The following is a 12,144-nucleotide window of genomic DNA, read 5'->3' on the forward strand; positions in this document are numbered from 1 at the left end:
CCTATTCATTATAAAGGATTTTTTGTTGTCTAGACAGTTAAAAATTGAACATTACCAACATTTTTTATTATTAGTTATAATTAATGCAACGCTAGTGCTGTTAACACAATTATTTCATCGTATTTATCTAGTTGTTTCATCCTAACCTGTTCCCGCAGTTGCTCCATCGAAATGATTTCATCGCTTTTTTGATTAAACGTTACATCATATGGACCGTCCACGATATCTTCCGCAAACAGGAAACCATGCTTTGCCGATAAAATCACCCAATTATCTGTAAAAGTTTTTGCGTAATTACGGCATAACGTATGAAATGTGCCAATATAAGCTTCCATTGCTGGCACTGCACCTAATTCTGGATACTTATCCCAGACTTTCTTGATCCCACACGGAATAATACCTAGTTGTTTCATGACAACACCCCCAATTTATTCTGTCACCACATATAGCTGTCTGATGGCCCACCGCCATCAAACGAATCATCTCCATGAAGTTGACCATTGCTGAAAACATATTCCAGAAAACTAGTTGTCTCACTCAACGACAACGCTTCATCATCAACAACAATACGCTGGATATCAAATGCCTCACTATCCTTTTCCTTATAAAATTCAATCCGAATATCATAATTGTGGTTATCAATCTGTTTTTCACCATGGTACGCCACAACAATGGATTTGCTATCATTGGTAACCTCTTGCCAATCTCCACGTGCAAAAAAATCATCAAATGTCTCTCCAACCGTTTTATCGGGGTATTGTTCAAATGTTCCATATTTGATCAGCTCCACCTGATCAACATTCATCGGAATAAACGACGCTGGGAGAATATATATAACTACTGAAATGAGGACTGAAAGCAATACACCAAGAAAACTTGCTTCCCCACGTTTTTTCAATTCCATTTGTTTTACCTCTTCCGTCAAACCCTGATTACGGATTAAGGATACTTTTTTCAGCGTATGTTTTTGATAGAAGTAATTGCCAAAAAGTCCCATCATGACTGCGACACCCATATTGATTGACCTGTCTACCGGATCCCATAGCGATTGGGCCGTGTATTGATAACCAACCAGATAAAGAATAAAATCGAATGCCAAGAAAATCAGTGCAAGAATAGCAACTTCCCGATACATCTTCCGGTACCCAAGCCAAAATATGCTTAAAAAGAAAGCCGGGAAATTTAGCGATGTCGGATTCCCCTTTTCCTTCATACGCTTCCATTTCGATTCATAGAAAGGATATTTCTCACCAACAAAATAACGCACATCCTCATCAAAAGAACTAGTTTCATAGGATGCATTCTGAACTGGCTCCGAATCCATGCTCGTTGCAGAAACAGGCTGCATCACCTTATGGCCGCAATTCATACAAAAGCTTGCATCTGCATCCAGTTCTGATCCACAATTGGCACAATACATAATAGTCCTCCCCACTTTTTTCATCTTAGCATCATTATAGCATTATCCAGGATCGATTTGCGATCCCTGACCTGATTGGTTTAAGGATGAATGACTACGGGAATGCTAAAAATTAACTTGACAATATTAATTTATGATTTTATACTTAGTATTGAAAAGTAACTAACATATAAAAAATACCTTATGGAGGGATTAAGATGGCAAAATCAACTTGGCTAATCGATCCAGTACACAGTTCATTAGAGTTTGTCGTAAAACACATGATGGTTTCAAAAGCAAAAGGAGTTTTCCAAGACTTTGAAGCCACTGTTGTTGCAGATCCAGAAGACTTAACGAATGCAGAAATAGAATTTGTAATTGATGTAAATAGTATTAACACGCGGAAAGAAGACCGGGACAATCATTTGCGCTCTGCTGACTTTTTCGACGTGGAAAATCATCCAAAAATGACATACAAAGTTACAGATATCACAAAAAAATCTGCGCATCATTATGATGTAACCGGAGACTTAACGATTCGCGGCACAACAAAACCCGTTACATTTGATGTGACTTTCGAAGGTCAGCACAAAGATCCGATGAGTGGTAATATAGTTGCCGGATTCAGCGGCACCGCGGAAATCAACCGTAAGGACTTTGGCTTAACATGGAATGCTGCCCTTGAAACCGGTGGCGTAGTTGTTGGTGAAAAGGTAAAACTCAATGTTGAAATTGAAGCACAAAAAGAAGCATAATTGCATTTTTGAAAGAGACTTTCCTGATGGAGAGTCTCTTTTCAAACGATCACGCCCGTTTCTTCATCAGCCATAAAAAGTAAGGAGCGCCAATGATTGCAACAAGAACCCCTGAAGGAATTTCATTTGGTGCGAGCAATGTCCGGCTGAACAAGTCCGCCACGACTAATAACGCTCCCCCAATCAAAATAGTAACCGGCAATAATCGCTGATTCGCTGGACCGACTAGCAATCTGGCAATATGCGGTGCGATAAGCCCGACAAACCCAATAGCCCCAACCGCTGCCACGCTTAGTGCCGCTAATAAAGTTGCCAAAAATGCCAATTGAAATCTGGCAGACATCACCCGCATTCCAAGCCCCTTAGCAGTATCGTCTCCTAAAGCTAATGTATCCAGTACCCGCATACGTATAACAAGCAGAGGAAAAATGATTACAACCGGCCAAACTAAATAGTTTACCAATTCTGACCAGCCTTTTGCATAGGTCGTACCAGATAACCATGTCAACGCTGATGCTACACCAATATCTGCACGAACGACCAATATCTGAACAATTGCTGAGCCAAAGGCGGAGACACCGATTCCTAACAACGCTAAAATTGTTGGTTTGAACTCCGCACGAATAGCAAAAATCATAACCATTAAAAAGAACACAAACGATCCGATAATTGCACCAACCGGAATCCAAGCTGCCGAAACACCAAAAACGTACATCGTTAATAATGCACCTACTCCGGCACCGGAAGTGATTCCGATTACAGATGGGTCCGCCAGCGGATTCTGTAATACTCCTTGGAAAATCAACCCGCTTACAGCAAGCACCATGCCGCTTAACAACGCAACAAGCGCTCTTGGCAATCGCAGGTCGACAATTAAGCCCTTCATAAAGGCGTTTGATTCACCGAATAACGCCTGCAGTGTTACCATCGGCTCAAAACCGTAATTTCCAGATGCAAGGCTAATACAAAACACGAATACTATTAGCACAATTAGCATAGGAATAACAACTTTTAAGGACATATCCATCGTTGTTTTCCCAGCTGTAACCGACGTCACTTCATCGCCGTATTTTGCCCTTTTCAGCCGCAGTACTAACCAGATTAGCCATGGTGCCCCGATCAATGCAGTTAATGCACCGACCGGCAACTCGGAAAAGGACGGGTCAATTATTCGAGCCAGTATATCGGCAAAAAGCAGGACATTTCCACCCCAAATAAAGGATGCAATAATAAGTGGTAAATGCTTGCGATAGCCAATCAGTTTGATAATGTGCGGGGCAACTAGCCCGACAAACCCGATAGGACCAACAACACTTACCGTCACCGATGTCAGCATAACGGCGGCGATAACCGATATGAACTTGACGGTATTTACATTTTGTCCTAAAGCAATTGCGACATCATCACCTAATGATAATGTGTCAAGCTTAAAGGCCATGAATAATAGTACAATGAATCCAGCCAAAATAAACGGCCAAGAAAAATGTACACCACTCCAGTCATTTTGCACCAACGTTCCTGATCCCCATAAAAACAACCCTGCCGTTTCGTTTTCATAAAAAATCTGCAGGACACTAGTTAATGAAGAAAATAGAAACGTAACAATCATACCAGCTAACACCATCCGTACAGGTGTCGCACTATTTCCTCCAGATAAGATAAAGACAATTAAAAACGTAATAATACCACCAAGAAACGCAGCGATGATCCCGTTTCCAACCAATACAGCAGGAAAAAACACCGTCGTTGCTACTACTGCAAAATATGTTCCGGAATGAATCCCCAGTGTGCTTGCCGAGGCTAGCGGATTTTTTGTTACGGTTTGCAATACTACCCCTGCAACAGCAAGGGCTCCACCGGCCAGAATTCCCATTACCGCCCGAGGCAAGCGTAAAACACGCACTGTGTGATGTGCAAGTGTATCTTCAGGTGCAAAAATTGCGCCCTTGACAGTAGAAACAGGAATAGAAACATTTCCTTGATTAATATGAATAAAAACGAATATGCACAAAAGCGCGATTCCACCTCCAAAGGTGAGAACCGCAACTAATGTCTTTTGAAAGGCATTCTCCATAACATCACTCTTTTACCATAGCATCGACTAATTGTTCTGTTAAAACTTCGGCAGATAAAACACCGCCAAATGGCCATGTATTGCCTGGAAGCTGATGTGTATTACCTTTTTTCACAAAGCTTAGATTCTCCCAGACCGGATTTCCTTTCAGCTGGTTTGCAAAGATATTATCCTCATCCTGAACAATATATAAAAACTGTAAATTCCCCTCCTGGAAGTTTTGTAGCGCTTCAACCGTTACCTCACTATATCCATACGTTTCAGTTTTACCCGATTGATAGGCATTTTCAAATCCTAATTCACGCATTACCTGCGAAACAATGGAATTGTCCGTAAACAATCGTAATGTCGGTGTATCTTGTACTGTATACGCTTGTGTAGCAATATATTTCGATCCTTCAAGACCTGCATCAGTAACACGCTGCTTCTGATCTTTGATAAACCTGTCTAAGTCAGCCAAAGCATTATCTGCCTCTTGTTTCTTATTAACGATTTTTGCAATTGTTTTAAATTCGTCTTTCATATTTTGATAATGATCCCTTGCTGCTTCCTTACTATACGGATCAAATGTGACAGTTGGGGCGATTTCCTTCAAACTGTCCAAAATTTGCTCATGCCGGAATTTCACAGCAATGATTAAGTCCGGATTCAGACGAGAGATAGCTTCTAAATTAGGTTCTTGGCGTGTACCAACATCCTTTACACTATCAGCAAAATCTTTCTCAACATTAACAAATTGATGATAACCATCGAGGTCTGCAACACCGGCCGGCTGAATTCCAAGCGCTAATAAATCTTCAGCGTATGACCACTCAAGAACAACAATCTTCTTCGGAGTCCCTTTAATCGTCTGCTCTCCCACTGCGTCCTCAAACGTAACCCGGCGTCCATCGTCAGCTGACTTCGTATCATTTTCGTCATTTTTGTTATCCTCACTGCTACTGCATGCAGCCAATAATGAAAGCAATAAAATAAATGCTGTTAGTCCTATTTTCTTCATGTTACATCTCCTCGTTTGTTTAGGTATCCAATCAAGCGAATTTTCCATTGGTGTCCGAGTTTTGCACGTGACGCTTTATTTAGATATCCAATCTGACAACCGCTATTAGTTGTGCTCAATCAGCGATAAACCAATATCGCGAATGAACGTACCAACCGCTGCAACGCTCTCATTATCTATGTAACCGCAGTCATCTTCCTTACCCAAATAAAGTGGAACTCTAATCAGCAGGGGTATTACAGCCCATTAATGCGTAATAAAATAATGCATGAATGTGGTACAGAACAAAAAAATCGATCATAGGATTTCCTTGGCTTTTGAATGTTTTGTTCCTCAAATGACTTTAACTAACCTCATCGTAGATAACTGCCGGCAATTTTCTCCCCCAGAAAGGATCGTGTCTCATCCTCATTGATTCTCATTTCCCACGGCTCTCTCTCATGTGATGGTTTAGTACTTACCAAATTCGGGAAGATCAAACAACCTGGTTACCTCACCAGTCAATTTTCTCAGAGGTTATAATCAAGAATTGTTCGACGCGTCTTGATTGCTTCAGCTAAAGCGACTGTCATCATCTGCTTCCTGACCAAATTTTTAATTGAAAAAGATTCTCATTATCATTTGTAATGATAACGGAGCAGGATAATGCTGTCAATACTTTTTTAAATTTACCCATTCACCATTTTCACAAATTTATTTTCATACATACGTTTCTTTTTCGTATTATTTGTCGCATCGAAAAAAGCAATAACATCAGCGTATGCATTTTCCAGCAGCTCACGATCCTTTGTTTTCTCCAATTGTTCAATCGCCTTCTCATAACTAACCCCTGCCTGGTGCTTGTCCGCCTTTTTCTTATGCTCCAGGCAATAGGCATATTGCATGTATACCATTCCCACTTTACGATTATCTCTTCCAGGCAGTTTTTTATACAGATTAATTGCACGTTGATAATAAGGAGCAGCTTCGTCCAATTTTGCTTGATCAAAATGATAAAAAGCCATTTCGATCAAAGCCTCAGCGTGAATGAATGATTCAGACAGGCTTGATTCCTCCAGAAGCGAAAGTGACTCCTGTAAATAAGGGTATGCCTTTTCATTTTCACTCTTACTTCCGTAGATTTTTGCCAGACTAACCAGGCTGTTGATTTTCATCTCGAAATTTTCACCTGCAAGTTCAACCGCCTTTTCCAAATAATCGATCGCTTCTTCATGCTCATTTTTGGCAGAATAAAGCATGCCAATTTTAAAATGCAAATAAAGAATCATATACTTATCGCGGATATCGTCCTCCTGAAAATAGGTTAAACCTTGCTTATAATATTTAATCGCCCGGGTAAACTTCTCCAGTTTTTCCTCCGCTTCCCCTAACACCAAATATCCTCGGGCAAGTTTTATCCGGTCAGCCTCTGCTTCAGCTTCCATTCGTCTGACTGCATCCGATAAAATTTTGCGCGCGAGCTTATAATCGCTCATAAAAGCCAGTTCACCATATGTTACAAGCTCACTACCAGTCATACCCTCTGCTTTCGCATATAGCGTTTGTAAAATTACAGAGGATTGCTTGTATTCCCCAATTTGCGCATGGCAAACCGCTTCCAGAAGCAATAACAGGTTGACAAGCTGTTTCTGATCACGATATTTTTTACGGTATTCCGCAGATTTTGTCAGCACATTAGGAAAATGATTACGTTTAAATTCTTTGACCAACAAGAGCAGATCTTCTTTGTTCGTCTCATCCTTCAATTGTTCGAATCGTTCTTCCAAGTTTAAAATATCCATATTTGGCATTGCATTATCCCCTATCCAGTCGTCTTTATTAATGATCCCAGCCTTATTGTAACTAAAAAACCAGGATTTTTCTCCCATTTTATCACAGTTTCATGAAATGATCATATTTTCACTTTCGTGTTATAATGACAATAAGGAGCGTGATCAAGCATGATTGTCTATTACGATAGTTTTTGCAAGATCTGCACGAATAGTTCCATTATCTGGAAAAAATTCGACTGGAATAACCGGCTTACCTTTGCATCATTTCGTGACTTGGAAGATTATCCTAAGGCGATGGAAGAAAGTCTGCATGTTCATCAGAAAGGAAAATGGTATACAGGATATAACGCCTTGATGCAAATTACCAAACAACTGCCGTTACTATGGGTTATGGTTCCGTTCATGTATATTCTTAAAGCGATCGGTATAGGGGACTTCATTTATAAAAAGGTTGCCAAAAACAGAAAGCTCATCCCGGTTAACCAATGTCGTGATGGGGCATGTCAAATTTCTAAAAAAAGCTAATTAGGATGATTTGTATTCCACTGTTTCAGAAGAATAAATGTTGATCATCATTTTTCCATTACGAGCCTTTGCCCGAATTAAAATCGGCTGATTGTAATCGTTTTTGAACGCAAAATCCGGTCCATACCAGCTTACCGTCGCATCACGACCCGGTGGAACATATGGTACACTTCTGCTATGTGAGTAGCGCTCTACAATTTTGATTCCAACAAGATTTACAGCATTATACAATGTTGATGATACCTGACAAATTCCTCCACCAATATCCTCGGCCAATTCACCCTTTACGATAACCGGAGCGCGCATGTATCCTTTTTCTTTCGTCCGCTTTCCAACTACCTTATTAAAGGAAAATGTCTCCCCAGGAAATAGAACGTAATTATTGATTGCATCTGACGCTAGTTCAATGTTATGGGAACGCTCTTTGTTACCTGGTTTGAAATGGGTCACATAACTGCCAATTTTCTTTTCCCGTATATCCGCTAACAGTTCACTATCTATCCTTGGATATACCGGCTTTTTCGGCACTTCTATTTTTGTCGGTTCACCATGATAAAAGAATTTTCGAAACTGGACATTGAATTTTTGCCGATCAAGTGTAAATCCTGGTTCTTCTTTAATAATTTCCCCTTGATCATCCAGTTTGGCATTAACTGGCGATTTACTTACTTTTTGCTCAATGGTATCAAACATCAGGTTTAGTCTCTCCTTCCCGATAAATGGCCCATCCAAGAATGGCACAGCATAATGATCACGGGTAACGGTTGTAACAATTTTTCCTTGATCAGTCACGGTTAATTCATTGGGTATTACAGCTAGTGGGGAAATGGCTAACAGAAATGAAAAAATGATGGACTTCATCTATTCCAACCTCCTGCTAGTAGTATTAGTAAAAGTAGAAAATACATGAGAAAAACATACATCGAAGATTTTCTGACGTATGTTTAACATAAATTATAGAATCCGAAAAACATCTGCAAGAACCGTACTGGCGTTCTAAAAAAGATAAATAACAAACACCAGTAATGATACAGTAATTGTTACTGCATAAATGGTAATTAGTAGCGGGATGTTTGATTTTAAAGAACTTGTTTCATATTCATGCGAACGTCTCAGCTGATCCTCTATGCTATCTCCTACTTCTTCGTATTTCTTCATCTTATTTTCCTCTTGCTTGAAAACAAACATTGTTCCTATCAGTGCTGCAAGACACAATACAATTAAAAATACAATAAGTCCAATACTCATGTAATCTTCCTCCTAATATGTTGTAATTCTAACAAACACAAGAGCAAAACGATAAGTGCTTATCATCAATATTCTCATTAATAATACAATCACCTACTTCTATCATGATACGAAACGGGGAGGAATTCCACTAGTAAATCTGAACTTTTTGTGAAATTTTCAGTGAATTTTGCCTTTGCAATCTAACCGCTGCTAGTACTGTTTATTACATTTAAAAAAGCACTAAAAAAAGCCCCTTGAAGACTCAAGGGAGCTTATTATTTTATCTATTAACGGAAGTCACGTGTATTTTCCATGCTCCGGCTAGCGCATGCGTAACCGACAACCGTTGCCAGTGCCGCCAAAATAAAATATAATATTCCTTTTTTCATTCCATAAACCCTCCCCTTCGTTGTTTTAAAATAGTTAAAACGGAAACCGTCACGTTAGGAAAAGCATTCGTATACGGTCAGATTTAAAACGGGCGCACTTTTCCTTTTTTAAGAAGCAGTCTTGGGCCACCTTGCAAGAATAACGAACGATTGTCAATTACTTTTTTCATCGTCGCAGCTGATTTGCCATACAATTTTGTACCTGAGAATACAGTACCCATTGCATCTGTAACCCCAAGAGAGGCAACGGTACCTTTATCATCAAATACAAAGTTTGTTAATGGTTCATTATGAAGCAGCGCCTTTATATTATTTGCACAAGTTGTTGCGTGTTGCATTGCTGCCTGCGCTGTTGGCGGGAATGGACGTCCTTCCGCTTCGTTCATCACCCATGCACAGTCACCAAGAATGAAAATATTGTCCTCACCAGGTGCACGTAAATCACCGTTTACCGTAACTTTTCCTTTTGTCAATTCAAAACCGGATTTACTTAGGACTGGGCTGCCTGTTACACCACCCGTCCAAACAATGGTGCCTGCCTTAATTTCCTCATTGTCCTCACCAACAACGAAACAATCGGCTTTACACTCTTTAATCGCAGCACCTTCACGAAATTCCACACCGCGCTCCTGCAAAGACTTTTTAGCATAAGTAACCAAGTCTTTATCAAAGCCAGGCATAATCGATGGTGCAGCCTCCACATTGATGATGCGAACCTTGCTGCGGTCAATATCATATTTCTTGCATAACTGTGGTACTTTTTCAGCAAGTTCCCCAACAAATTCAATTCCTGTGAAACCACCACCACCAACTAGAATGGTTAAACTATCGTCGTCCTTTTCTTCACCGTTTTTGTATTGAGCGAATTGGTATTCGATATGCTCACGGATCAATTGACAGGAATCGATATCCTGAATAAAGAATGCATTTTCTTCCATCCCTTTAATGCCAAATGTGTTTGTCACAAAACCAAGTGAAATGACTAAATAATCATAGGAAATTTCACTGTTTTCCAGCACAACAAGATTTTCATCCCGTTTCACTTCTACAACAGAATCGTAAATTAAACGAACGCGATTTGGACTAATCACATCGCTAATCATAAAACGTGCCCTGTTATGATTAATGGTTCCTGCCGCTACCTCGTGCAACCAAGTCGTTTCATAATGGTAATTGTGTTTGTTGACAAGTACAATTTCCGCCTCATCAATACCAAGATTTTGTGTCAGTTTTTTCGTTGTCATCATTCCGGCATAGCCTGCACCAAGGACAACAATTTTTGGTTTGTTCATGATCAAATCCACCTTCCCATTTCATTCATTTGCAATAAATACTATAATTACAAACCAGTTATGTAACAATATATCCATAATAGCAAAGTTTTTATAAATAGGCTAATGAAATAATATTGTCATGGAATTGTCAGAATTTCTTTGATACTGATCACATGTATTCTTTGCAAATCTTACCCGGTTCATTCTAAACTTGGGATGAGGTGGCGAATTATGGAGAAGTTAATTATTCAAAAAAATGATCAAGCTGTTGTCGAGTTATCTAAGCAAGACCCGGTTATGGGAAAATTAATAACGATTGTCGGAAATATGGAAGTAGCTCTGAGACCGGACTTATTTAATTCGTTGATTAGATCAATGATTGGTCAGCAAATTTCTGTTGCAGCTGCAAACGCGATATATAACCGACTACAAACATTAATGGATAATCATATGACACCGGAAAAAATTATCGGTGCAAGTGATGAATCATTGCGCTCCATCGGATTGTCTGCAAGAAAAATACTGTATATACGCGACCTGGCAAATAAAGTGATAAGTTCCGAACTCAATTTGGAAACACTTTATGAATTGGATAACAAACAAATTATGAAGAAGCTCACTGGCATTAAGGGGATCGGAAAATGGACCGCTGAAATGTTTTTAATCTTTTCGCTTGGCAGAATGAATGTCCTGTCCCTGGATGATATCGGTCTGCAGCGCGGGGCAAGATGGCTATACAAGACAGATAAAGCACGCCGCAGGAAAGTATTGGAAGAAAAGCAACACATTTGGGATCCACATTTAACCATTGCCTCGTTTTATTTGTGGGAAGTGGTTCATTTGGATTTTGAAAGACGATATGAATCCATCGACGAGATGGATAGTATAATCAATATCCAACCCCCACAACGCTAAGGCATTCTGGGGGATTCCTGTTACACTGGTCTTACGGTTATCTCGTTCACGTTCACATAATCCGGCTGTGTTACTGCATAAACAACCGCCCGCGCAATATCTCCTGCCTCAAGTGGTTTCCGATCACTGGAATTGTTCGTCATAATGTCGGTATTGACCATTCCTGGTGAAATATTCGTTACACGGACACCAGTCCGGGCCAATTCCTTTTCCATGCTCATTGACAATGCCCTGACAGCAAATTTCGTTGCGCTGTAAACCGCTCCCGTTTTCGCAACTTCCTGACCAGATACAGAGGAAATGTTGACAATATGACCGCGAGATCGCTCCAGCATACTTGATAATACGGCATTGATTCCATAAAGTGTCCCTTTAATATTAACATCGATCATTGTGTCCCACTCGTCGACTTTACCTTCCTGCAGTTTGGAGTTAAGTACTGCGCCCGCATTGTTGACATAGATATCGATTTCACCAAAACTATTCAAGGCTTTTCGGATCAGCGCATCTATATCATTTCGTTTCGCAACATCCGTCACGACAGCTAACGCCTTACCATACCCTTGTTCATTAATTGACGCCGCAACTTCATCCAATTCAGCCTGTCTGCGAGCTGCTAAAACAACATTCGCCCCTTCACGTGCAAGATGCTTGGCAATCGCTGCCCCTATGCCACTGCTGGCTCCTGTTACAACTGCGTTTTTCCCAGTTAGTTTTTCCATTTCATTTCCCCCCCTTGTATATTATGTTTGAACCTAATTTTAATAGATTTTTTAGGAACAAACTTGAACCTTGAGTGTTTAGTTTAACA

The 12,144-nt window shown here is 40.1% G+C and carries 12 protein-coding genes; 3 read left to right on the forward strand and 9 right to left on the reverse strand.

What is annotated here, in order from left to right:
• Positions 1-80: 80 nt before the first annotated feature.
• Positions 81-413, reverse strand: coding sequence for a DUF6884 domain-containing protein (locus IEX12_RS13940; RefSeq protein ID WP_188725390.1), 333 nt, complete (start codon positions 411-413; stop codon positions 81-83).
• Between the two features lie 23 nt (positions 414-436).
• A complete protein-coding gene (locus tag IEX12_RS13945) occupies positions 437-1,420 on the reverse strand; it encodes a DUF2628 domain-containing protein (RefSeq protein ID WP_159457761.1) in 984 nt (327 codons plus the stop codon).
• A 197-nt stretch (positions 1,421-1,617) separates the two neighbouring features.
• On the opposite strand from IEX12_RS13945, the gene IEX12_RS13950 reads away from it, so the two are divergent.
• Complete coding sequence (locus IEX12_RS13950; protein ID WP_088049954.1) at positions 1,618-2,154, forward strand: YceI family protein; 537 nt, start codon at positions 1,618-1,620, stop codon at positions 2,152-2,154.
• A 49-nt stretch (positions 2,155-2,203) separates the two neighbouring features.
• Here IEX12_RS13950 and IEX12_RS13955 read toward each other — a convergent pair whose 3' ends face one another.
• The 3 genes from IEX12_RS13955 to IEX12_RS13965 all read right to left on the reverse strand — a co-directional run bounded on the left by IEX12_RS13955 (position 2,204) and on the right by IEX12_RS13965 (position 7,018).
• On the reverse strand, positions 2,204-4,228 hold the full coding sequence (locus IEX12_RS13955; RefSeq protein WP_102415369.1) for an iron ABC transporter permease: 2,025 nt from the start codon (positions 4,226-4,228) through the stop codon (positions 2,204-2,206).
• Positions 4,229-4,232: 4 nt separating this feature from the next.
• Positions 4,233-5,228 carry an ABC transporter substrate-binding protein gene (locus tag IEX12_RS13960; protein ID WP_102415370.1) on the reverse strand — a complete coding sequence of 332 codons (996 nt, stop codon included), beginning with the start codon at positions 5,226-5,228 and terminating at the stop codon, positions 4,233-4,235.
• 668 nt (positions 5,229-5,896) lie between these two features.
• Positions 5,897-7,018: a tetratricopeptide repeat protein gene (locus IEX12_RS13965; RefSeq protein WP_188725391.1), complete on the reverse strand. Its 1,122-nt coding sequence runs from the start codon at positions 7,016-7,018 to the stop codon at positions 5,897-5,899.
• A 150-nt stretch (positions 7,019-7,168) separates the two neighbouring features.
• On the opposite strand from IEX12_RS13965, the gene IEX12_RS13970 reads away from it, so the two are divergent.
• On the forward strand, positions 7,169-7,525 hold the full coding sequence (locus IEX12_RS13970) for a thiol-disulfide oxidoreductase DCC family protein (protein ID WP_188725392.1): 357 nt from the start codon (positions 7,169-7,171) through the stop codon (positions 7,523-7,525).
• Here the strand turns inward: IEX12_RS13970 and IEX12_RS13975 are convergent, their stop codons facing one another.
• From IEX12_RS13975 to IEX12_RS13985, 3 genes are all read right to left on the reverse strand, one after another.
• The gene (locus IEX12_RS13975) at positions 7,526-8,386 is read right to left on the reverse strand and encodes a VanW family protein (protein ID WP_188725393.1); all 861 of its coding nucleotides are present in this window, start codon (positions 8,384-8,386) and stop codon (positions 7,526-7,528) included. It abuts the gene before it with no gap.
• A gap of 135 nt (positions 8,387-8,521) precedes the next feature.
• Positions 8,522-8,773 (reverse strand): hypothetical protein, encoded by a 252-nt coding sequence (locus IEX12_RS13980; RefSeq protein WP_188725394.1) that lies wholly within the window; start codon positions 8,771-8,773, stop codon positions 8,522-8,524.
• A gap of 454 nt (positions 8,774-9,227) precedes the next feature.
• Positions 9,228-10,436, reverse strand: coding sequence for an NAD(P)/FAD-dependent oxidoreductase (locus IEX12_RS13985; RefSeq protein ID WP_188725395.1), 1,209 nt, complete (start codon positions 10,434-10,436; stop codon positions 9,228-9,230).
• A gap of 213 nt (positions 10,437-10,649) precedes the next feature.
• Here IEX12_RS13985 and IEX12_RS13990 point away from each other — a divergent pair, with 213 nt between their 5' ends.
• Positions 10,650-11,333, forward strand: coding sequence for a DNA-3-methyladenine glycosylase family protein (locus tag IEX12_RS13990; RefSeq protein WP_159457759.1), 684 nt, complete (start codon positions 10,650-10,652; stop codon positions 11,331-11,333).
• 20 nt (positions 11,334-11,353) lie between these two features.
• Here the strand turns inward: IEX12_RS13990 and IEX12_RS13995 are convergent, their stop codons facing one another.
• Entirely contained in the window at positions 11,354-12,055 is a 702-nt protein-coding gene (locus IEX12_RS13995; RefSeq protein ID WP_088049945.1) for an SDR family oxidoreductase, read from the reverse strand.
• Positions 12,056-12,144 lie beyond the last annotated feature (89 nt).

The sequence above is a fragment of the Lentibacillus populi genome, assembly GCA_014642895.1.
Lineage (GTDB): Bacteria > Bacillota > Bacilli > Bacillales > Amphibacillaceae > Lentibacillus_C > Lentibacillus_C populi.

Coding starts and splice junctions, on each gene's coding strand:
- IEX12_RS13940 (WP_188725390.1), bottom strand. CDS start 413: ATGAAACAACTAGGTATTATTCCGTGTGGGATCAAGAAAGTCTGGGAT.
- IEX12_RS13945 (WP_159457761.1), bottom strand. CDS start 1,420: ATGTATTGTGCCAATTGTGGATCAGAACTGGATGCAGATGCAAGCTTT.
- IEX12_RS13950 (WP_088049954.1), top strand. CDS start 1,618: ATGGCAAAATCAACTTGGCTAATCGATCCAGTACACAGTTCATTAGAG.
- IEX12_RS13955 (WP_102415369.1), bottom strand. CDS start 4,228: ATGGAGAATGCCTTTCAAAAGACATTAGTTGCGGTTCTCACCTTTGGA.
- IEX12_RS13960 (WP_102415370.1), bottom strand. CDS start 5,228: ATGAAGAAAATAGGACTAACAGCATTTATTTTATTGCTTTCATTATTG.
- IEX12_RS13965 (WP_188725391.1), bottom strand. CDS start 7,018: ATGCCAAATATGGATATTTTAAACTTGGAAGAACGATTCGAACAATTG.
- IEX12_RS13970 (WP_188725392.1), top strand. CDS start 7,169: ATGATTGTCTATTACGATAGTTTTTGCAAGATCTGCACGAATAGTTCC.
- IEX12_RS13975 (WP_188725393.1), bottom strand. CDS start 8,386: ATGAAGTCCATCATTTTTTCATTTCTGTTAGCCATTTCCCCACTAGCT.
- IEX12_RS13980 (WP_188725394.1), bottom strand. CDS start 8,773: ATGAGTATTGGACTTATTGTATTTTTAATTGTATTGTGTCTTGCAGCA.
- IEX12_RS13985 (WP_188725395.1), bottom strand. CDS start 10,436: ATGAACAAACCAAAAATTGTTGTCCTTGGTGCAGGCTATGCCGGAATG.
- IEX12_RS13990 (WP_159457759.1), top strand. CDS start 10,650: ATGGAGAAGTTAATTATTCAAAAAAATGATCAAGCTGTTGTCGAGTTA.
- IEX12_RS13995 (WP_088049945.1), bottom strand. CDS start 12,055: ATGGAAAAACTAACTGGGAAAAACGCAGTTGTAACAGGAGCCAGCAGT.